The sequence below is a fragment of the Micromonospora sp. WMMD987 genome (assembly GCF_029581435.1).
GTDB classification, from domain to species: domain Bacteria; phylum Actinomycetota; class Actinomycetes; order Mycobacteriales; family Micromonosporaceae; genus Micromonospora; species Micromonospora rifamycinica.
Genome location: NZ_CP120861.1, coordinates 6,438,418 through 6,459,244, shown reverse-complemented (window position 1 = coordinate 6,459,244; position 20,827 = coordinate 6,438,418). Strand labels below are relative to the sequence as shown.

The window sequence follows — 20,827 nt, the reverse complement described above, 5'->3', positions numbered from 1 at the left end:
CCGAGGCTAACCGGCGGCTAGATTGGCCGCCATGCTCTACCTGGACCGGCCCGCCTGGCCGTGGCGTGGTCGGCTCTGGTCGCACCTGATCAGCGATGTCTCCCCGGCGGAGCTGCATGCCTTCGCCGAGATGCTCGGGGCGCCCCGGCGGGGTTTCGACCGGGACCACTACGACATCCCCGCCGACCGGTTCGCGGTGGCGGTGTGGCTCGGCGCCCGGGTGGTGCCCAGCCGGGAGATCGTCCGCCTGCTGTACGCCGCCGGCCTGCGTCGCCCGAAACACCTCGCCGGCTCCGGGGACCTCATCCGTCCCTGACGCCGGCCCGGGACGCGGGGCGGGCGGGTCGGCGGGCAGCCTCACCCCCGGCGCAGGGCCACCAGCTCACGGCGCAGGTTCGCGCGGGCGGGTGCCTCCCACCGGTCCGCCAACGGGGGCAGCCGGAAGAGGGCGGGCAACGCGAGCAGCCCGTCGAGGACCCTCGCCCGGCCGGCGCGGAAGTCCGGCTCGGGCACGTGGGCGTACTCGGCGCGGATCGCGGCGGCGTACCCGTCGTAGACCTCCGGGGGTGTGGCCAGGATCGCCAGGTCGGCGTCGCAGAGCAGGGCGCCGTCGCGGTCGTCGGGGGCGACCGCGTGCCCGGCGGTGAGCAGCACCAGCCGGCGGACCTCGACCACCGTGGCGGCCGGCACCCCGAGGCCGGTGAGCAGGACGCCGGCCAGCTCCGCGCTGGCCCGCTCGTTGGCGTCCCCGGTCGCGCGCGGGTCGTAGACGGCATCGTGCGTCCAGGCGGCGAGCGCCACCCGTTCCGGCCGGTCGGCGAGGTCGGCGTGCCGGTCCACCAGGTCCAGCACCGCCCGCAGGTGGGCGGTGGTGTGGTACCGCCGGTGCGGCTCCCGCCAGCGGGCCAGCAGGGCCGTCCCGGTGGCGGCCAGCGCCCCGTCGTCGTCGGCCCCGGCGGCCCGGGCTGCCACCCGCCAGCGGTCGATCAGCTCGGTCACCGGGACGATTCTGCCGCACCGGACGGGTTGGACCGGCCCCGCGCGGGTAGTCCCCGCCATGGCCGTGGCCCGGGACCGAGGACCGTCGCTGAGGCGTCGTGTCGGGCTGGGCGACGACGGGGACGACGTCGACACCGCGCGGATCGCCGGCGCGATGACCTATCTGCGTCACCGGGGCCGGGCGACCCTGCACGACCGGTTGCACCAGGTCCGGATGGCGCTGGGCCTGGCCGTGCAGGCGGGGCTCGCCGCCGCTCTGGCCTGGACCGTGTCGCACCACCTGCTGGGCAACCCGCAGCCGGTCTTCGCGCCGATCTCGGCGGTGGGCACCCTGGCCGCCTCGGTCGGCCAGCGGCTGCGGCGGACCGTGGAGCTGATCGTGGGGGTGGCGGTCGGGGTGTTCCTCGGTGACGTCCTGATCTACTTCCTGGGCACCGGCGGCTGGCAACTCGGACTGGTGGTGACGGCGGCCATCCTGCTCACCACCTTCTTCGGGGCGAGCGTGGCGGTGGTGATCCAGGCCGCCGCCACCGCCGTGCTGATCGTCACCCTCAGCCCGTCCACCGAGGATCTGGAACTGCCCCGCTTCGTGGACGCGTTCGTCGGCGGCGGCATCGCCCTGCTGGTCACGGCGATCCTGTTGCCGCTCAACCCGCTCCGGGTGGTCAACCGGGCGGCCCGGCCGGCGTTGGACCTGCTCGCCGGTCAGCTCGACGCCTGTGCCCAGGCGCTGCGCGAGCGGGACCGGGCCGCCGCCCAGCGGGCGTTGGACCGGCTCCGGGAGAACAAGGAGGAGATGGCCACCCTGGCCGAGGCGATCGAGGGGGCGAAGGAGACCAGCACACTCTCCCCGGCCCGGTGGCACCGGCGCAGCGAACTGACCCACTACGCCGAGGCGGCCGACCCGATCGACCGGGCGATGCGCAACAGCGGCACCCTGATCCGGCGGTCGGTCACGATGATCGAGGACGGGGAGGCGGTGCCGGAGCCGATGCCGGACGCGGTGGCCCACCTGGCCGAGGCGGTTCGCCTGTTGCGGCACGAGTTCGCCGCCGGGGAGGACCCGGAGAAGGCCCGGGAACGGTCCCTGCGCGCGGTCAGCGAGGCGGGTCGGGCGTACGACCAGGGGGTCGGGTTCTCCGGCAGCGTGGTGGTGGCCCAGGTGCGGACCACCGCGAGCGACCTGCTGGTGGCCTCCGGCATCGACCAGGAGGAGGCCAACCGGCTGATCCGGCAGGCCTTCGGCGGGCAGGGTGTACCGGACGGGGGACCGGCCGGCCCGGAGCCCGCCCCGAAGGCCCCGAACCCGCCGCCGGTCGGCTGACCCTCCGCCGGCCCGGCCCGGGGTCTGGGCTGGCCCGATCTGGCCCGGTCCGGCGTCTGGCCCGGTCCGGTCGGGGCCGCTGATCCGACGGTGCGGCCCGCAGGTGGGAGAGCCCGGCCGAACGGGCCGGGGATGACTACGCTGATCCGCATGGCCGACACCCCGCCGCCCGCGCCCGCCGTACCCTCGCCGGAGGCCGCCGCGCCCGGGATGCCGCCGCGCCGCGTCGGCTGGCGGCGGGTCCTGGCACTGGCCGGGGTGGTGTTGCTCATCGCGGCCTGCGCGGTCTACATGCTCTACACGCTCGGCTCCAACCTGGGCCTGGACGCGCTGCTGGTGGGGGTGACCGCGGCGATCCTGCCGGTGCCGGTCCTGGTCGCCTGCTTCCTCTGGCTCGACCGGTACGAGCCCGAGCCGCTGAAGTACCTGATCTTCTGTTTCGCCTGGGGCGCGTTCGTCTCGACCGCCGCCTCGCTGACCGTCAACAACAGCTTCGCCGCCCTGTTCAAGGACTGGGGGGTCTCGTCGTCGCTGACCGGGGTGCTGGTGGCCCCGTTCATCGAGGAGCTGACCAAGGCGCTCGGCCCGATCCTGCTGCTGATCTTCCGTCGCCGGGAGTGGTCCGGGATCACCGACGGCCTGGTCTACTGCGGGCTCTCCGCGGTCGGGTTCGCCATGGTGGAGAACATCCTCTACCTGGGCGGCCTCGGGTACGCCTCGGGTGTCGACCAGTGGGGGCCGGCGACCGGTGTCCGCAACGTGATCGTCATCTTCATCTCGCGGATCCTCTTCTTCGGCTTCGCCCACCCGTTGTTCACCTCGATGACCGGGGTGGGGCTGGGCATCGCCGCCCGGACCGCCGACCGGCGGGTCCGGGTGTTCGCCCCGGTCGCCGGCCTGCTGCTGGCGATGATGCTGCACGGCACCTGGAACCTGATCCCGACGCTGGTGCAGGCCACCGGCCAGGCGGTGATCTTCTTCTACGGCATGGTCGCGGTGATGGTGCCGATCTTCTTCGGCATGGTCGGCTTCGCGGTCTGGTTGCGGGCCTGGGAGGGGCGGCTCACCGAGCGCACCCTGCCCGACTACGTGCGGGCGGGCTGGTTGAGCCCGCCCGAGGTGGCCGCCCTGGGCAGCCTGGGCCGCCGGCACGCCGCCCGGACCTGGGCACGGCGGGTCGGTGGGGACGCCGGGTTGCGGGCGATGCGCGGCTACCAGTTCGCCGCCACCCGGTTGGCGTTGCTGCGTGACGGGATGCGGCGTGGCCTGGACCGTAAGCCCGCCGAGCGGGACCGCACGCTGCGGGAGGAACGGCAGTTGCTGGAGACGATCGCGGCCTACCGGTCGTTCTTCGTCGGCCGGGATCCGCAGACGCCGGTGGGGGTCTGGGACGGGCAGCGCTACCACCTGCGGTTCCCGGACGGCACGCAGCGCGTCGTCGAGGCCCCGGACTCCCCGGTGGTGCCGATCCCGGTGGTGCTGGCCCCACCGCCCCCGCCGGCCCCGGTCGGCTACGGTCCGCCCGGCTGGTACGGCCACCGCCCCGCCGCCCCGTGGCCGCCCGGCCCGTACTGACCGTCGCCCGGCCGCCCCGGGATCGCCCGGCCGCCCCGGGATCGCCCGGCCGCCCCGGGATCGCCCGGCCGGCACCGACCGCCGGCCGGTGGCGCGGCGTGCCCGGTGGCGGTGCGCCCGGGTGCCCGCCCGGGTCAGCTCATCAGGGTGGTGAGGAAGTCGCCGAGGCCCTGGGCCATCGCCATCAGGGCCGCCCCGATCCCCTTGAACAGCTGCGCCGCCCCGTCCGGGCGGAACGCCATGAAGTAGATCAGGAAGGCGACGCTGCCCCAGAGCAGCACCTTCTTCACGAGAATCGGCATCGTCCCTCCCCAGGGCGTCCGGACGCCCCTGGCTTCCCGCCGGGAAGCGGGGCAAACCGGAAAGCCGGGTACGCGGACGGGCCGGGCAGCCGGTCGGCCGCGTGCGCGGAGAGCGGCCGGCCGAGCGGGTGCGTGGGGAACGGCCGGTCGGCCGCGTGCGCGCAGAGCAGCCGCTCGGCCGCGTGCGCGGGATGCGGGAGGGAGCCGGCCGGACGCGGTGGAGCCGGCGGGGCTACAGGTAGAGGCCGGTGTTGCCGGTGGGCTCGTGCTCCACCCGCTCGGCGGCGACGGCGTGCACGTCCCGTTCGCGCAGCAGGACGTACCCCCGGCCGTGCAGTTCGACCTCGGAACGGTCGTCGGGGTCGAAGAGCACCCGGTCGCCGGCCACGACGGCGCGGACGTGTGGCCCCACCCCCACGGCGGTGGCCCAGGCCAGCCGTTTGCCGACGGCGGCGGTGGCGGGGATGACGATGCCTGCGGTGGAACGGCGTTCGCCCTCGCTGCCGTCCACCTTCACCAGCACCCGGTCGTGCAGTAGGCGGATCGGCAGGCCGGTGTCGAGGTTCGGGTCGACGGTCACGCCACGACGCTACCGTGTGGCCCGGGGGCGTCCACCCGGTGGTTGAGCCGGTGCTGCCCGGGGCACTGTGTGGCGGAACTGCCCTACGGTGGCGGGCACATGGACGTACCCTGTCCGGACCGTCGTCGTGGGCGGCCCGGTGTCGTTCTCAGGAGGTGCGCTTGAGCCGCTTCGAGCGGGTACGCGGCCGGCTCCGCCGCGCGTACGAGTCCGGACGGGAGTCGGTCCGGGCGGGGCGTGCCGATCCGGCCGACGCCCCGGAGGGGGCCGGCGTGGCCACGCCGGCGTCACCCGGCCCGGCGGCGGCGCCGTCGGCGACGGTGGTCGGTGTGGAGCCGCCGGCGGCCATGCACAACTCCACCTCCAGCCGGGACGACGCGGACGTGCCGCACGCCCTGCGGATCGCCGCCGCGTGGTCGTGGCGGCTGATCGTGATCGGTGTGGTCACCTGGGCGTTGCTCCGGATCGTCGGGACGATCAGCATCGTGATCATCCCGCTGGCGGTGGCGCTGCTGCTCTCCGCGCTGCTCGCCCCGGCGGTGGGTTGGCTGCTGCGGGTGCGGTTCCCCCGGTCGCTGGCGACGGGCGTGGTGATGGTCGGCGGCCTGGTCGCGGTCTTCGGCACGCTGACCCTGGTGGTCAACGAGTTCATCCAGGGGGTGCCGGAGCTGAGCGCGAAGTCGTCGCAGGGCGTGCGGCAGATCCAGGACTGGCTCAAGACCGGCCCGCTGCACCTGTCCGACAGCCAGCTCAACCGCTACATCGAAGAGGCGCAGGGCTGGATCAACGGCAACACCGAGAAGTTCACCAGCGGGGCGCTCGCCACCGCCGCCACCCTGGCCGAGGTGCTGACCGGCGCGGTCCTGGTGCTCTTCGCCACCTTCTTCTTCCTGCGCGACGGCAACCGGATCTGGCGTTTCCTGGTCCGCCTGCTGCCGGTCGCCGCCCGGTGGAAGGTCGACGACGCCGGCCGTGCGTCCTGGGCGACGCTCGGCGCCTACGTCCGGGCGACCGTGCTGGTGGCGTTCATCGACGCGGTGGGGATCGGCATCTTCCTGGTCGTCTTCGACATCCCGTTCGCCTTTCCGCTGGCCGCGCTGGTCTTCCTCGGCGCGTTCATCCCGATCGTCGGCGCGTTCCTCTCCGGGGTGGTGGCGGTGCTGGTGGCGCTGGTCGACAGCGGCCCGGTGACCGCCCTGATCATCCTCGGCGTGGTGATCGGGGTGCAGCAGGTCGAGGGGCACCTGCTGCAACCGTTGATCATGGGTCGGGCGGTGGCCATCCACCCGCTGGCGGTGATCATCGGGATCGCGGCCGGCGTGGTGCTCGCCGGCATCACCGGCGCGCTGGTCGCGGTGCCGCTGATCGCGGTGCTCAACACCGCCGTCCGCCGGCTGTCGGCCCGCAGCGTGCCGGACACCCCACCGGACGCCGTGGTGGTCGCCTCCCAAGCCCCCTGACCACGGCAGGACCGGCCCGCCCGGTCACCCCACGACACCCGGAAGCCGCCCGTTCCCCCTCGGGGGCGGGCGGCTTCCGGACAGGTCACGCCTTGGCCAGACGCTCCAACGCGCCCTGGGCCACCTCGGGGCGGGTGGTGTACCAGAACGGGGGCAGCGAACGGCGCAGGAACGGCCCGTAGCCGCGCGCCGTCTCCAGCCGCGAGTCGAGCACCGCCACCACCCCCCGGTCACCGGTGGCCCGGATCAGCCGGCCCACCCCCTGGGCCAGCCGGACCGCCGCGATCGGCACGCTGACCGCCGAGAAGCCGGAGCCGCCGCCCGCGTCCACCGCCGCCGCGCGGGCCGCCGCCAGTGGCTCGTCGGGGCGCGGGAAGGGCAACCTGTCGATCACCACGAGCTGGCACGAGTCGCCGGGCACGTCCACCCCCTGCCAGAGCGACATCACCCCGAACAGGCAGCTCGACCGCTCCTCCCGGAACCGGCGCACCAGCAATGGCAACGCCTCCTCGCCCTGGAGCAGCACCGGCAGGTCGGTGCGCGCCCGGAGCAGCTCGGCGGCCTGCTGCGCGGCCCGCCGGGAGGAGAACAGCCCGAGGGTACGGCCACCGAGCGCGCCGACCAGCCGCAGCAGCTCCTCGCCGGCCGCCTCGGGCAGGCCGGAGACGCTGGGCCGGGGCAGGTGCGCGGCGACGTACAGGATGCCCTGGCGGGCGTAGTCGAAGGGTGAGCCGACGTCCAGCGACGACCAGCCCGGCCCCGAGGTGGCCGGCACCACGCCGGTGGCGGGTCGGCTGCCCGGGGTGGCGGCCACCCCGCCGGCACCCGGGTCGGGGGCGGTGGTGCCGGCTGTCGCCCCGTCGCCGGGCACCCCGGTGGACCGGCCGGCGGCGGCGGTGGCCAGCGCGGCGGCGGCCGGGGACGGCGGGGCGGGCGGCGGCGCGTCCAGCCCGAGCGCCCGCGCCACCGTGTCGAACCGGCCGCCCAGCGCCAGCGTCGCCGAGGTGGCGACCACCGTGCGCTCGTCGTACAGGTGGGTGGCGAGGGTGCCGGCGACCGACAGCGGCGCGACCACCAGCGCCCGCCGGCTGCCGTTGTCCGGCTTCTCCACCCAGGCCACGTCGTGGTCGGCCTCCTCCAGCAGCCGCTGCGCGGTGGTCGACAGCTCGTCGAGCACCGACTTGGCCTGCTGCTTGCGGACCGGGTCCGGGTCGTCGGCCTTGACGTCGCCGATCGCGTCGAGGGCGGCCCGGGTGGCCGCGTCGAGCAGGGTGCAGGCCTCCCGCAACGGGCCGGGCAGGCCGCCGGTGAGCCGGCCGGCCGGGGCCTCGGCCAGCCCGACGGCGAGCGCGTCGCCGGCCTCGGTGAGCCGGTCGGCGACGTCCGGCCGCAGCAACGGCCGGGCGCGGCGGGCGGACCGGTCGATCAGCTCCGGCACCAGCTCGGCCTGGGCCGCCGAGGAGACCCGGTCGGCCAGCTCGTGCGCCTCGTCGACGATCAGCAGCTTGTGCGGCGGGACGATGTGCCGACCGGCCAGCATGTCCACCGCGAGCAGGCTGTGGTTGGTGACCACGATGTCGGCCTCCCGGGCGCGGGCGCGGGAGGCCTCGGCGAAACACTCCTGGCCGAACGGGCAGCGCGACGCGCCCACGCACTCCCGGGCCGGCATCGAGGCCAGCCGCCACGCCTGGTCGTCGACGCCCGGGTCCAGCTCGTCCCGGTCGCCGGTGTCGGTCTTCTCGGCCCAGTCGCGCAGCCGCTGGATCTGCTTGCCCATCCGACCGGCCTCGCCGAGCCACTTCGTCCCGCCTCCGGGCCGGCCGGCGGGGGCGTCGAAGAGGGTGTCCTCCGGTTCGTCCTCGGTGGAGTTGTCCAACCGGGCCAGGCACAGGTAGTGGTGCCGGCCCTTGAGCACGGCGAAGGTGGGGCGGCGGCCGAGCAGCGGCTCGACCGCGTCGGCGAGCCGGGGCAGGTCGTGCTCGACGAGCTGGGACTGCAACGCCAGGGTGGCGGTGGAGACCACCACCGGGCCGTCCACGGTCAGTGCCGGGGCCAGGTAGGCCAGCGACTTGCCGGTGCCGGTGCCGGCCTGCACCAGCAGGTGCTCCCGGGCGGCCACGCTGCGCTCGATCGCCTCGGTCATCTGCTGCTGGCCCGGCCGGGCCGCGCCGCCGGGCACCGCGCCGACCGCCGCCGCGAGCAGTTCGGTGCCGCTCGGGCGGCCGCCGCGCCGCCGTCCGGAGCGGGCCGGGGGGGTGCTGGGGCCGGCGGCGGTACGGGACGCAGTCACCGTGCGACGGTACCCGTCGCCGCCGACACGCCACCCGCCGCTGCCCCCGCGTGGCGCGGTCACCGTGCGGATTGTCGCCACTGCTGACCGGTCACCTCCCTGCGGCGACGGGTGGGCGGAATCGGCTAGTGTGCGACTCATGCCGAGCGACACGGTCCGCGTGATCTACCGCAAGTACGACGGCAGCGCCCACCGTGACTACCCGGCCCGCCGGCTGACCGAGGACGACCTCGGGGTGTGGCTCGGGGTGACCGCCGGCACCGAGTCGGTCTACCACGGCCGGCCCTCGGTGGAGCAGATCCCCTTCGTCCTGCTGGTGCCGCACCAGGCCTGGTGGACGGGCATGTTCAACCCACCGCCGAGGACCAGCGAGGTCTACTGCGACATCACCACCCCGGCCCGCTGGGAGGGCGACGACACGGTCCACCTGATCGATCTCGACCTGGACGTGGTGCGTCGCCGGGCCACCGGCCTGGTGGAGTTGCGCGACGAGGACGAGTTCGCCGAGCACCGGGTGCGGTTCGGCTATCCGGACGAGGCGGTGGCGCAGGCCCGGGCGGCGGCGACCCGGCTGCTCACCGCGCTCGGCGACGGCACCGAACCGTTCGCCTCGACGTACCGCAAGTGGCTGGCCCTGGTGGTCTGACCCGGTCCGGGTGGGGCGCGGCCGGGGTCACCAGCGTGGCGGCCAGGTGGCGGCCGGGTCGAGGGCGGGCAGCCGGTGCAGCTTGTCCGGGTTGAGCTGGTTGAACAGGCCGCTGATCCGGCCGTCGTGTACGGCGAAGCCGGTGACCATCCGTAGCGGGCGGCCGTCGGGCGTGACCGTCTCCAGGTACAGCCCGAGCACCCCGTCCACCAGCACCGGCTCGGCCCGGAGCCGCTGACCGTAGCGGCCGGCCCGGGTGAAGAGACCGAGCAGGAACCGGGCCACCGGGTCGGCCCCGACGACCGGTCGGCGGGCCGCCGGAAAGTGCCCCCCGCCGTCGCCGATCAGCACCACGTCCGGGGCGAGTATCCGGACCAGCGCGTCCAGGTCGCCCGACTCGGTCGCGGCGGCGAACGCGGCGAGCACCTCGCGCTGCTCGGCCGGGCCGGCGGTGTGCCGGGGCGCGTCGGTGGCGGTGACCGCCCGGCGGGCCCGGGAGGCGAGCTGGCGGGCCGCCTCGGGGGTGCTCGCCAGCACCTCGGCGACCCGGGCGAACGGCACCGCGAAGACGTCGTGCAGGACGAAGGCGACCCGCTGCTCGGGGCTGAGCCGTTCCAGGACGACCAGCAGGGCGGTGCCGAGCCGGTCGCGCCGGACCGCCCGGTCGGCCGGGTCGGGGGCGAAGCCGTCCGGCTCCGGCCCGCCGGCGCTCCACGGTGTGACCACCGGCTCGGGCAGCCACTGACCCGGGTACGTCTCCCGGCGGACCCGGGCCGAGCGCAGCACGTCGAGGCAGATCCGGGCGCAGGTGGTGGTGAGCCAGCCGCCCAGGTGCCGGATCTCGGCCCGGCTCCGCGGGTCGGCGAGCGCCCCGGCGTACCGCAGCCAGGTCTCCTGGACGGCGTCCTCCGCCTCGCTGCGGCTGCCCAGCATCCGGTGGGCCAGCGCGGTCAACCGTCCGCGTTCGGCTTCGAACTCCGCCACCAGGTCCACCGTCACCACGATCCCTCCCCGTTCGACCGGACCCCGACGGAACAGGATCCTCCCCGCCCACCGGACGTCGGGGCGCCCCGAAACGTGACAGCCGGGTTCCGGCCCGCCCCGGCCGGTGCCGGGAATCCCCCCGGCGTGCCGGTCCGGCACCGCTCCCGGTCCGGCACCGCGGCCGGCGCGGCCCGACCCGGCCGGTGGTCGGGTATGCGGAACCGGTGCCCGGGAGGCGGGGGGTGCGGGGGTGGGCGAGGATCGGGGGATGCGTGCAGACGAGGAGACGGAGATCGTCGTACCCGCTGGTGGGTCGGTGCGGCAGTTGTTGCGGGTGTCGTCGGACGGTGGACCGGTCGACCTCGGCGCGGTCGATCCGCGGTCCACTCCGGGCCTGCCGGCGGCGGGTGACGGCAGGGGACGCAAGGTCTGGGCCCGGCGGCAGGTCGAGCTGATCGGTGCCGGGCTGGGCCGGCAGCAGGAGATGCTCTTCGCCATGGCGGCGGCCGGTGCGCCCGCCGCGCCCGCCTCGACCCCGAGCCGGGGCGGGGCGCGGCTGGGCCGGGGGCGGCCGGGGCGGGTGCTGCTGGTGCTCCAGGCGATGGACTGCGGGGGCAAGGACGGCACCGTCAAGCGGGTGGCCGGGGCGATGAACCCGCTCGGCCTGCACATCCGGTCGTTCGGCCCGCCGACCCGGCAGGAGTTGCGGCACGACTTCCTGTGGCGGATCCGCCGGGCGTTGCCCCCGCCGGGCTACGTCGGCGTCTTCAACCGTTCGCACTACGAGGACGTGCTGGTGGCCCGGGTCGACGCCCTGGTGCCGGAGCGCACCTGGCGGTCCCGGTACGACCAGATCAACGCCTTCGAGCGGGAGCTGGTCGACGGGGGCGTGACCGTGGTGAAGGTGATGCTGCACATCTCCCGGGACGAGCAGGCGCGGCGGTTGGCGCAGCGGCTGACCGACCCGACGAAGCACTGGAAGTACCAGCCGAGCGATCTCGACTCCCGGGCGCGGTGGGACGACTACCAGGCGGCGTACGCGGAGGCGCTGGGGCGGTGCGACACGGACGCCGCGCCCTGGTTCGTGGTGCCGGCGGACCGCAAGTGGTACCGGGACTGGGCGGTGGCGCACCTGCTGCGGGAGACGTTCGAGGGTCTTGATCTGGGGTATCCGGCTGCCGGTTTCGACGTGGAACGGGAGCTCCAGCGGTTGGCGAGTGGCAGCGGGGGTGGCTGAGGTGAACGGCAGGTGAACGAGCGGTGAATCGGGTCTGACCGGGGGTAGGCCGGCGACGACCCGCCCCGGTGGGGTACCTAGCATGCTTCAGCGGGCGCCCCCTGGGGCGGCGGCCACCCTTCCACCGACACGACGAGGTCCGTGCTGTGAAGTTTTCCTTCCGTCCTACCGAGGGCGCTTTCTACGAGCTCTTCACCAGGGCCGCGCAGAATCTGGTGAAGGGCACCGAGCTGCTGAACGAGCTGGCCCTGCCCGGCGTCGACGTGCAGTCGGTCAGCGAACGGCTGACCGAGGTCGAGCACGACAGCGACCAGATCACCCACGATCTCTACAAGAAGATCAACTCCACCTTCATCACGCCGTTCGACCGGGAGGACATCTACCGGTTGGGCTCGCTGCTCGACGACGTGATGGACCACCTGGAGGCGGTCGGCAACCTGCTCTACCTGTACGGCCTCACCAAGCTCCCGTCGCTGCCGCGCGAACTGCACGAGCTGGTCAACGTGCTCGACCTCCAGGCCAAGCTGACCGCCGAGGCGATGCCCCGGCTGAAGTCGATGAAGGACCTGGAGGACTACTGGATCGAGTGCAACCGGCTGGAGAACGACGGCGACCAGGCGTACCGGATGCTGCTGGTCCGGCTCTTCTCGGGCGAGTACGACGCGCTGACCGTGCTGAAGATGAAGGAGGTCGCCGACGAGTTGGAGGCCGCCTGCGACGCCTTCGAGCACGTGGCGAACACGGTCGAGACCATCGCGGTCAAGGAGTCCTGATCCTGTGAGTCCCGAACTCATCGCCGTGCTGGCGGTGATCGCGGTGGCCCTGGCGTTCGACTACACCAACGGCTTCCACGACGCCGCCAACGCGATCGCGACAAGCGTCTCGACCCGCGCCCTGACACCCCGGTTCGCCCTCGGGCTCGCCGCGGTGGGCAACTTCGTCGGCGCGCACTTCGGCGCCGGCGTGGCCAAGACCGTCGGCGACGGCCTGGTCACCCTTCCCACCGGCGTGGGCAGTCTCGGGGTGGTCTTCGCCGGGGTGCTCGGCGCGATCGCCTGGAACCTGATCACCTGGTACTTCGGCCTGCCGTCGTCGTCCTCGCACGCCCTGTTCGGCGGGCTGGTCGGGGCGACCCTGCTCTCCACCGGCGGTGTCGTCCAGTGGGTGACCATCGGCGAGAAGGTCATCCTGCCGATGGTGCTCTCGCCGATCATCGGCCTCACCCTCGGCTACCTGCTGATGCTGGCCATCCTGTGGGCGTTCCGCAAGGGGCAGCCGGGCAAGCTCAACCGGGGCTTCCGCTGGGCGCAGACCGCCTCGGCGGCGGCCATGTCGGTCGGCCACGGCATGCAGGACGCCGCCAAGACCATGGGCATCGTGGTGCTGGCCCTCTACACCGGTGGCTTCCAGGACGACAAGACGCACATCCCGGGCTGGGTCTTCTGGACCTCGGCGACCATGCTGGCGCTCGGCACGTACGCCGGTGGTTGGCGGATCATCCGGACCCTCGGCCGCAAGATCATCGACCTGGGTCCGCCGGAGGGCTTCGCCGCCGAGACGGTGGCCAGCGCGGTGCTCTACTTCAACGCGCTGGTGCTGAAGGCCCCGATCTCCACCACCCACACGATCACCTCGGCGATCATGGGGGTGGGCGCCACCAAGCGGCTCTCCGCGGTCCGCTGGAACGTGGCCGGCAACATCGTGCTCGCCTGGATCATCACCTTCCCGGCCGCCGCGCTGATCGCCTGCCTGACCTACCTGGTGGTCCGCCCGCTGTTCTGAGCCGTGCCGGGGAAGGGCACCGCGGTAACCCGCCTCGCGCGGGCACCGCGGTGCCCTTCCAGCAGCTCACGGGCACCGCGGTGCCCGCCCGGCAGCTCACGGGCACCGCGGTGCCCTTCCAGCAGCTCACGGGCACCGCGGTGCCCGCCCGGCAGCTCACGGGCACCGCGGTGCCCTTCCAGCAGCTCAGGAGTAGTCGACGCCGATCAGCGCCCGGATGCCGTCCAGCAGGGCCATCACCTCCAGGGTCACCGCGTGCGGCACCAGGGGGCTCTCGGTCAGCCCGGCGGCCAGGCAGCGCTGCACCTCGGCGGCCTCGTACTGGTACCCGCCGCCGGCCGGGTCGCCGGTGAGCGTCTCGGGCTCGGCCCCGGCCCGGTGCAGCACCGCCGAGCCGGGACGGATGAACGGCTCGGGCAGCTCGATCCGACCGGTGCTGCCGGTGATCGCGGCGGTCATCGGGGTCGCCCCCACCATCCCGCAGCTCAGCGTGGCGACCGCCCCCGAGTCGTACCCGAGGACGATGCCGGTGTTCTCGTCCACCCCCTCCGGGCTGAGCCTGGCCCAGGCCCGCACGTGCTGCGGGACGCCGAGCAGCAGGTGGGCCAGGCTGACCGGGTAGATGCCCAGGTCCAGCAGCGCGCCGCCGCCGAGGGCCGGATTGCGCATCCGGTGCTCCGGCGGGAACGGCCCGGCCACCCCGAAGTCGGCCCGGACGCTGGTCACCTCGCCGATCGCGCCCGCCCGGACCAGCTCGACCAGGCGAAGGACCAGCGGGTTGGTCCGCATCCACATGGCCTCCATCAGGAACAGCCCCCGGGACCGGGCCAGCTCGATCAACTCGGTGCTGGTGGCCAGGTCGAGGGTGAACGGCTTCTCCAGCAGCACCGCCCGACCGGCCTCCAGGCAGATCCGGGCGGCCTCGTGGTGGGCGGCGTGCGGGGTCGCCACGTAGATGGCGTCCAGCTCGTCGTCGGCGGCCAGCTCGGCCCACGAGCCGTGGGAGCGGGTGGCCCCGTACCGGGCGGCGAACCGTTCGGCGCTCTCCGTCGTCCGCGAGCCGACCGCGACCAGCTCGGCCCCCGGCACCAGGCGTAGATCCTCGGCGAACCGGGCGGCGATGTTACCGGTGGACAAGATCCCCCAACGTGTCATGCGTCCACGCTAACCCGCCGCCTGCCGCCCGCTGCCGGGGCTGCCCGCCGCCGGCAGCCCGTCGTCGCTCGTCGCCTGCTGCCCGCCGGCCGGCTGGCCCGAGCGGTGCCGGACCGGTGCCCTCCGGCCGGGCCACTGCGGCGGGCGGGCACTGCGGCGGGACTAGGCTCGGCGCATGACGATCGACGGTCCCGGCTTCCCCGCCCCGCCGGCCCTGGTCGAGCACGCCCGTCGGTTCCACGCCGAGGGCGGCGTCCCGGCGTCCCCCCGGGTCGCGGCCACCGTGCTGCTGCTCCGCCCGGCCGGCACCGACTTCGAGGTGTACGTCGTCCGCCGGGTCGCCGCGATGGCCTTCGGCGGGATGTACGCCTTCCCCGGTGGCGGCGTCGACCCGTCGGACTCGCAGGCGCACCTGGACTGGGCCGGTCCCGACCCGGCGGCCTGGGCGGACCGGCTGGGGGTCGCGCCGCGGGACGCCCGGGCGGTGGTGTGTGCCGCCGCGCGGGAGGTCTTCGAGGAGGCCGGGGTGCTGCTGGCCGGTCCCGGCGGCGACGCGGTGGTGGGGGACGTCAGCGGCGACGACTGGGAGGCCGCCCGGCAGGAGCTGGAGGCGCACCGGCGGGGCTTCGCCGGGCTGCTCGCCGAGCGGAAGCTCACCCTCCGCTCCGACCTGCTGCTGCCGTGGAGCCGGTGGATCACCCCGGAGTTCGAGCCGCGGCGCTTCGACACGTACTTCTTCGTGGCCCTGCTGCCCGAGGGGCAGCGGACCCGGGACGTCTCCGGCGAGGCCGACCACACCCTGTGGATCCGCCCGGCGGACGCGCTGACCCGGGCGCGGGCCGGTGAGCTGACCATGCTCCCGCCGACCCTGGTCACGCTGGCCGAGGTGGCCGCCGCCGGTGACCTGGCGGGGGTGGCCCGCGCCGCGGCTGGCCGGGACGCCAGCACGCCGGTGATCCCCCGCCTGCACCTCCCCGAGGACGGCACCCCCCACTTCACCCTCACCTGACGGCGCCCGCCCACCCCGGCACCCCGGCGGGGCCTGGGCGGGCGGCCCGGTGACCGGTGGGTCGGGGCGTGGGGGCGGGGCTCAGCCGAAGCGGCCGGTGATGTAGTCCTCGGTCTTCTTCTGGCCCGGGTTGCTGAAGATCTTCTGGGTGTTGTCGTACTCGATGAGCCGGCCGGGGTCGCCGGTCTTCTCGATCGAGAAGAAGGCGGTGCGGTCGGAGACCCGGGCCGCCTGCTGCATGTTGTGGGTGACGATGATGATGGTGAACTTGTCCTTGAGCTGGAACATCAGGTCCTCGATGGCCAGCGTCGAGATCGGGTCCAGGGCCGAGCAGGGCTCGTCCATCAGCACCACCTGCGGCTCGACGGCGATGGTCCGGGCGATGCACAGCCGCTGCTGCTGGCCGCCGGACAGGCCCGCGCCGGGCTTGCCGAGCCGGTCCTTGACCTCGTCCCACAGGTTCGCCGAGCGGAGCGCCCTCTCGGCCGCCTCGTCCAGGATGGACTTCTTCCGGACCCCGTTGAGCCGCAGCCCGGCCACCACGTTGTCGAAGATGCTCATGGTGGGGAACGGGTTGGGCCGCTGGAACACCATGCCGATCATGCGGCGGACGGCGGTCACGTCGACGTCCCGGTGGTAGACGTCCTGGCCGTCGATGGTCAGGCTGCCCTCGACCCGGGCACCCGGCAGCACCTCGTGCATCCGGTTGATCGACCGCAGGAAGGTCGACTTGCCGCAGCCGGACGGGCCGATCAGGGCGGTGACCGTCTTCGGCTCGACCGTCAGGTTGATCTTCTCGATCGCCTTGAAACCGCCGTAGTAGGCGGTCACGTCGGTGGCGTCGATGCGCTTGGCCATGGTGGTACCTCCGGGGTTCATCGGCCGAGCCGGTTACGGCGGGCCAGCAGCTTCGCGGCGACGGTCAGGACGAGCACGAGGACGACCAGGGTCAGCGCCGCGGTCCAGGCCCGTGCCGGCGAGTACTTCGACGCCTCGCCGGCCTGCTGGTAGACGAAGAGGGCCAGCGACGACTGGTTGTTCTCGAACGGGTTGAAGTTGATCGCCGCGCCGCCGCCGGCGACGAGCAGCACCGGGGCGGTCTCCCCGGCGGCCCGCGCGATGGAGAGCATGATGCCGGTGACGATGCCGGGCAGGGCGGTGGGCAGCACCACCCGCAGGATGGTCTTCCACTTCGGCACGCCCAGGGCGTACGCCCCCTCGCGCAGCGGCGCGGGGACCAGCCGCAGCATCTCCTCGGTGGAGCGGACCACCGTCGGCAGCATCAGCACGGCCAACGCCAGCGCGGCGGCGAAACCGGAGAAGCCGGGGCGGCCGTCGTTGAACCACGGCGACACGATCAGCACCCAGAAGGCCAGCACGAACAGGCCGGTGACGATGGACGGGATGCCGGTCATCACGTCGACGAAGAACCGGATGGTGAAGGCGAACCGGCCCCGGCCGTACTCGACGATGTAGATCGCGCAGAGCACGCCGAGCGGGACGGTGATCGCGGTGGCGATGCCGACCTGCTCCAGGGTGCCGACGATGGCGTGGTAGGCGCCGCCGTTGGCGTCCCGCGCCCCGATGTTGTTCATCGAGCTGCCGAAGAAGTCGCCGTCGAGGCGGGCGGTGCCCTTGCTGAGCAGGGTCCAGACCACCGACGCCAGCGGCAGCACGGCCAGCACCAGGGCGGAGTGGATCAGGGCGCTCCAGACCCGGTTGCGGGCCGACCGGCGGCCCTCCACCGCGTTCGCGGCGGCGAACAGGCCGGCCAGGTAGAGCAGCGCGCCGAGCACCACGACCAGGACCGGGCCGCCGAGGTCGAGGCCGTAGACGAGGCCGACGGCGACCAGCAGGGCGAGCACCGCCAGGGCGGGGACGGCGTACCCGGGCAGCCGCCGGGCGCGCAGGCTGTCCGGCTGGGCCGGCGGGCGGGAACGACGGGGGGTGAGCGTGGTGGTCATGCGGCCGACTCCGTGAACTCGCGGCGGCGGTAGATGATCGCCCGCGCGGTGATGTTGACGATCAGCGTGATCGCGAAGAGGACCAGGCCGGAGGCGATGAGCGCGCCCCGGCCGGTCTCGTTGGCCTCGGCGAACCGGTTGGCGATGTTCGCGGCGATGCTGTTACCGCCGTTGGCCAGGATGTTGAACGAGATGGCGTACGTCGAGCCGAGGGTCAGCGCGAGCGCGATGGTCTCGCCGAGCGCCCGGCCGAGGCCGAGCATGACGGCGGCGATGATGCCCGGCCGGCCGTACGGCAGGACCGCCGTGCGCAGCATCTCCCAGCGGGTGGCCCCCAGGGCGAGGGCGGCCTCCTCGTTGGCGGTCGGGGTCTGGAGGAACACCTCGCGGGAGAGCGAGGTGATGATCGGCAGCACCATGATCGCCAGGACGAGCGAGCCGAGCAGGATCGAGTTGCCGTACGGGCCGTCGCCGAAGATCGGGATCCAGCCGAAGTACCGGTTCAGCCAGGCGGACAGGTCGGCGACCGGGCCGACAAGGTAGTCCCGGCCCCACAGGCCGAACACCACGCTGGGCACGGCGGCCAGCAGGTCGATCACGAAGCCCAGCCCGGTGCCGAGCCGACGCGGCGCGTAGTGGGACAGGTAGAGGGCGATACCCAGCGCCACCGGCACCGCGATCAGCAGCGCCAGCAGGGCGGTGAGCACGGTGCCGAAGGCGAGCGCGCCGATACCGAACGTGGGCGGGTCGTCGTTGGGGAACCAGCCCTCGAAGGTCCAGAAGTTCGCGCTGTTGGCCCGTAGCGCCGGGACGGCCTTGGCGATCAGGAAGACCGCGATGGCCGCGATGATGACCAGCACGGTGACGCCGGCGGCCAGGGTCACGCCGCGGAAGGCCCGTTCCGCGCCGAACGCCTGCGCCCGGGGCAGTCCGCCGCCTCCGCCCAGACCGTGGTCGTCGTCGGGGGTACGGGTGCTGACTGGTGCCTCGGCAACACGCGCCGAGGCACCGGCGGACCGCTCGTGACCCTGGGTCACGGGTTGCCCGCCGGTGCCGGCGTGTGCCGAGCGGTGAGGGGTTTCACCCATCTGCTCGCTCGCTTCGACTTGAGGGGTTGTCGCTCGGGACGGGTCAGCCGAGGTTCTTGACCGCGGCCTCGACCTTGGTCCGGACCGAGTCGGGCAGCGGGGCGTAGCCCAGCTCCACCAGCTCGGCCTGGCCCTCGGCGCTGGCGGCGTGGCCCAGCAGGCCCTTGACCAGCGGCAGCTTGTCGGCGGCGAGGCCCTTGCTGCACACGATCTCGTAGGTCACCAGGACGATCGGGTAGGCGCCGGCCTCCTTGGTGGCGTAGTCGATCGACATCTTGAGGTCGTCGCCCTGGCCCTCGATCTTGGCCCCGGCGATGGTCTTGCCGGCCGACTCGGCGGTCAGCTCGGTGTACTCGCCGGCGCCGTTCTGCACCTTGGCCTTCTTGAGGCCGGAGTTCTCGGCGTACGACCACTCGACGTAGCTGATCGTGCCCTCGGTGCTCTTGACCTTGGCGGCGACGCCGTCGGACTTGGGGGCGCCGAGCCCGCCCGGGGCCTTCCACGCCTTGTTGTTGCCGAAGGTCCAGTCCGTCGCGGCGGTCTTGGACAGGTACTTGGTGAAGTTGTCGGTGGTGCCGGACTCGTCGGAGCGGTGCACCGTCTGGATCGTGGTGGCCGGCAGCGTGGCGTCCGGGTTGTCGGCCTTGATGGCCGGGTCGTTCCACTTGGTGACCTTGCCGGCGAAGATCTGCGCCAGGGTGGCCGGCTTGAGCTGGAGGTTGTCCAGACCACCGACGTTGTAGACGACCGCGACCGGGCCGATCACCATCGGCAGGTTGAGCGCCGCGCCACCGGTGCACTTGGCGTCGGCCTGCGGCTGCTCCTCCGGCTTGAGGGCGGAGTCGGAGCCGGCGAAGTCGGCGGTCCCGGCGATGAACGCCTGGATGCCCGCGCCGGAGCCGGAGGACTCGTAGTTGATCGTGGTGCCGGCGCACTTCTGCTGGTAGGCCTTGATCCACTCAGCCATGGCGTTCTTCTGCGCGGAGGAGCCCTGCGCGTTCAGGGTGCCCTTGCCGCAGTCCGCCGCGCTGGCCGAACCGGAGGCGGAGGCGCTGGCCGGCTCGTTGTTGTCCGAGCCGCAGGCGCTGAGGCCGAGGACCGCGGTAAGAGCGAGGCAGGCAATGGCGCCGTGCCGCTGGAGCTTCACCTGAGGGGTTTCCCTTCACGTCTTTGCTCAGGTCGCCCGGATGGGGCCCGAGTGCCGGCGCTGACCGGCTGACTCGAAAGCTAGAAGTGCCAGGTAGACGGTTTGCCGGTCAGAAGTGAACGGAGCATGAACAGCCCCGGCCGGGCAGGTGACCGCTGCCTGAGGGAGGGTTGTCCGTTAGGTGAACTGCCGTCCTGGTATCCGCATTGATGCGACATATCCGGTCGGCCGTTATCCGTGCGTGTCCCCACCGTTACCGCACGGAGACTGCGCCGCTCACGTCCCCGGCCGTTCACATCCCCGGCCGGTCACGGCCCCGGCCGGTCGCCGGCCGGGGCGGCGTACGGGGGCGTCAGTCCCGGTGGTAGTTGACGTGCCCGCACCAGCGGGCGAAGCCGAGCCGTTCGTAGAGCGCCACGGCGGCGGTGTTCGACTCGTCGACGTAGAGCATCACCCGGTCCAGCCCCCGCCGGTCCCGCAGGTAGGCCAGCCCGGCGGTGGTGAGCGCCCGGCCCAGGCCGCCGCCGTGCGCGGCCGGGTCCACCCCCACCACGTAGACCTCACCGGTCCGGGCCGAGCCGGGCCGCTCGTGCACCTTGGTCCAGTGGAAGCCGAGCAGCCGGTCGGCCGGGTCGACGGCGAGCAGGAAACCGTCCGGGTCGAACCACGGCTCGGCCAGCCGGGCCCGCAGGTCGTCGGTGGTCCACCGGCCCTGCTCGGGGTGCGTGGCGAAGGCACGGGCGTTGAGCGCGAGCCAGGCGGCGTCGTCCGCGCCGGGGCGGAAGGAGCGCAGCGTCACCCCGGCGGGCAGGCGGGGGGCCGGCACCGGCTCGGCCAGCGACCGGCGGAACTGCCAGAGCACCCGGGCCCGGGTGAGGCCGAGGTCGACCGCGAGCGCCGCGGCGGACGGGTGGTCGCCGTGCGCCCAGGCCCGCACCGGGCCGGTGGCCGCCGAGAGGACGCCCCGGGCCAGCGCCCGCCCGGTGCCCCGCCGTCGGAAACCGGGTCGGACCACCAGTTCCACCCCCACCCCCGAGGCCGGGTCGGTGGTGTCCAGGTGGGCGTACCCGGTCAGGGTGCCGTCGGCGGCGTGGGCGGTCAGGTGCACGGCCGGGGCCTGCGGGTCGGGTAACCGCAGCAGGGTGTGCTCGTCGAACGGGTCGGCGCCGTCGGTGTCGCCCGCCGACCGGGCCAGGGCCAGCACCTCGGCCACCTCGGCCGGGGTGAGTCGGTCGGTGCTGGCCACCCGGTCGGTCGTCGGCTCGGCGCTGCTCATCCCGCCACC

At 73.8% G+C, this 20,827-nt stretch carries 19 protein-coding genes and 1 pseudogene; 9 read left to right on the top strand and 11 right to left on the bottom strand.

Features of this window, described 5'->3' with window-relative positions:
* The first annotated feature begins 31 nt into the window (after positions 1 to 31).
* On the top strand, positions 32 to 316 hold the full coding sequence (locus O7612_RS27560) for a DUF4031 domain-containing protein (protein ID WP_067305251.1): 285 nt from the start codon (positions 32 to 34) through the stop codon (positions 314 to 316).
* A 41-nt stretch (positions 317 to 357) separates the two neighbouring features.
* On the opposite strand, the gene O7612_RS27555 is transcribed toward O7612_RS27560, so the two are convergent.
* Positions 358 to 999, bottom strand: coding sequence for a metal-dependent phosphohydrolase (locus O7612_RS27555; protein ID WP_282268690.1), 642 nt, complete (start codon positions 997 to 999; stop codon positions 358 to 360).
* 154 nt (positions 1,000 to 1,153) lie between these two features.
* Between O7612_RS27555 and O7612_RS27550 the strand changes: the two genes are divergently transcribed.
* Positions 1,154 to 2,323, top strand: coding sequence for an FUSC family protein (locus O7612_RS27550; protein WP_282274074.1), 1,170 nt, complete (start codon positions 1,154 to 1,156; stop codon positions 2,321 to 2,323).
* A 113-nt stretch (positions 2,324 to 2,436) separates the two neighbouring features.
* Positions 2,437 to 3,898 (top strand): annotated as a pseudogene (locus O7612_RS27545) (PrsW family intramembrane metalloprotease); the annotation flags it as partial.
* Positions 3,899 to 4,032: 134 nt separating this feature from the next.
* Here the strand turns inward: O7612_RS27545 and O7612_RS27540 are convergent.
* Together O7612_RS27540 and O7612_RS27535 are read right to left on the bottom strand one after the other, a co-directional pair.
* Positions 4,033 to 4,200, bottom strand: a complete 168-nt coding sequence (locus O7612_RS27540) for a hypothetical protein (RefSeq protein ID WP_282268688.1) — start codon at positions 4,198 to 4,200, stop codon at positions 4,033 to 4,035.
* Between the two features lie 232 nt (positions 4,201 to 4,432).
* Complete coding sequence (locus O7612_RS27535; protein WP_067305245.1) at positions 4,433 to 4,780, bottom strand: co-chaperone GroES; 348 nt, start codon at positions 4,778 to 4,780, stop codon at positions 4,433 to 4,435.
* 110 nt (positions 4,781 to 4,890) lie between these two features.
* On the opposite strand from O7612_RS27535, the gene O7612_RS27530 reads away from it, so the two are divergent.
* Positions 4,891 to 6,240, top strand: a complete 1,350-nt coding sequence (locus O7612_RS27530; RefSeq protein ID WP_348774313.1) for an AI-2E family transporter — start codon at positions 4,891 to 4,893, stop codon at positions 6,238 to 6,240.
* An 85-nt stretch (positions 6,241 to 6,325) separates the two neighbouring features.
* Here the strand turns inward: O7612_RS27530 and O7612_RS27525 are convergent, their stop codons facing one another.
* Entirely contained in the window at positions 6,326 to 8,530 is a 2,205-nt protein-coding gene (locus O7612_RS27525; protein WP_282268683.1) for an ATP-dependent DNA helicase, read from the bottom strand.
* 139 nt (positions 8,531 to 8,669) lie between these two features.
* Between O7612_RS27525 and O7612_RS27520 the strand changes: the two genes are divergently transcribed.
* Positions 8,670 to 9,176: a DUF402 domain-containing protein gene (locus O7612_RS27520; RefSeq protein WP_282268682.1), complete on the top strand. Its 507-nt coding sequence runs from the start codon at positions 8,670 to 8,672 to the stop codon at positions 9,174 to 9,176.
* 27 nt (positions 9,177 to 9,203) lie between these two features.
* On the opposite strand, the gene sigJ is transcribed toward O7612_RS27520, so the two are convergent.
* Positions 9,204 to 10,178: an RNA polymerase sigma factor SigJ gene (gene sigJ, locus O7612_RS27515; RefSeq protein ID WP_282268680.1), complete on the bottom strand. Its 975-nt coding sequence runs from the start codon at positions 10,176 to 10,178 to the stop codon at positions 9,204 to 9,206.
* Between the two features lie 250 nt (positions 10,179 to 10,428).
* Between sigJ and O7612_RS27510 the strand changes: the two genes are divergently transcribed.
* The 3 genes from O7612_RS27510 to O7612_RS27500 all read left to right on the top strand — a co-directional run bounded on the left by O7612_RS27510 (position 10,429) and on the right by O7612_RS27500 (position 13,179).
* Complete coding sequence (locus tag O7612_RS27510; protein WP_282268679.1) at positions 10,429 to 11,397, top strand: PPK2 family polyphosphate kinase; 969 nt, start codon at positions 10,429 to 10,431, stop codon at positions 11,395 to 11,397.
* 146 nt (positions 11,398 to 11,543) lie between these two features.
* A complete protein-coding gene (locus tag O7612_RS27505) occupies positions 11,544 to 12,170 on the top strand; it encodes a DUF47 family protein (protein ID WP_067311399.1) in 627 nt (208 codons plus the stop codon).
* Positions 12,171 to 12,174: 4 nt separating this feature from the next.
* Complete coding sequence (locus O7612_RS27500; RefSeq protein ID WP_282268678.1) at positions 12,175 to 13,179, top strand: inorganic phosphate transporter; 1,005 nt, start codon at positions 12,175 to 12,177, stop codon at positions 13,177 to 13,179.
* A gap of 186 nt (positions 13,180 to 13,365) precedes the next feature.
* On the opposite strand, the gene O7612_RS27495 is transcribed toward O7612_RS27500, so the two are convergent.
* The gene (locus O7612_RS27495; protein WP_282268676.1) at positions 13,366 to 14,334 is read right to left on the bottom strand and encodes a Gfo/Idh/MocA family oxidoreductase; all 969 of its coding nucleotides are present in this window, start codon (positions 14,332 to 14,334) and stop codon (positions 13,366 to 13,368) included.
* Between the two features lie 175 nt (positions 14,335 to 14,509).
* On the opposite strand from O7612_RS27495, the gene O7612_RS27490 reads away from it, so the two are divergent.
* The gene (locus tag O7612_RS27490; protein WP_282268674.1) at positions 14,510 to 15,343 is read left to right on the top strand and encodes an NUDIX domain-containing protein; all 834 of its coding nucleotides are present in this window, start codon (positions 14,510 to 14,512) and stop codon (positions 15,341 to 15,343) included.
* Positions 15,344 to 15,424: 81 nt separating this feature from the next.
* Here the strand turns inward: O7612_RS27490 and pstB are convergent, their stop codons facing one another.
* The 5 genes from pstB to mshD all read right to left on the bottom strand — a co-directional run bounded on the left by pstB (position 15,425) and on the right by mshD (position 20,818).
* Entirely contained in the window at positions 15,425 to 16,201 is a 777-nt protein-coding gene (pstB, locus tag O7612_RS27485) for a phosphate ABC transporter ATP-binding protein PstB (RefSeq protein ID WP_282268672.1), read from the bottom strand.
* A 17-nt stretch (positions 16,202 to 16,218) separates the two neighbouring features.
* A complete protein-coding gene (pstA, locus tag O7612_RS27480) occupies positions 16,219 to 17,307 on the bottom strand; it encodes a phosphate ABC transporter permease PstA (protein WP_282268670.1) in 1,089 nt (362 codons plus the stop codon).
* Entirely contained in the window at positions 17,304 to 18,395 is a 1,092-nt protein-coding gene (gene pstC / locus O7612_RS27475; protein ID WP_282268668.1) for a phosphate ABC transporter permease subunit PstC, read from the bottom strand. Before pstC ends, pstA begins: the two co-directional genes overlap by 4 nt.
* A gap of 43 nt (positions 18,396 to 18,438) precedes the next feature.
* Positions 18,439 to 19,542: a phosphate ABC transporter substrate-binding protein PstS gene (pstS, locus tag O7612_RS27470; RefSeq protein ID WP_282268667.1), complete on the bottom strand. Its 1,104-nt coding sequence runs from the start codon at positions 19,540 to 19,542 to the stop codon at positions 18,439 to 18,441.
* A 352-nt stretch (positions 19,543 to 19,894) separates the two neighbouring features.
* Complete coding sequence (mshD, locus tag O7612_RS27465; protein WP_282268665.1) at positions 19,895 to 20,818, bottom strand: mycothiol synthase; 924 nt, start codon at positions 20,816 to 20,818, stop codon at positions 19,895 to 19,897.
* Positions 20,819 to 20,827 lie beyond the last annotated feature (9 nt).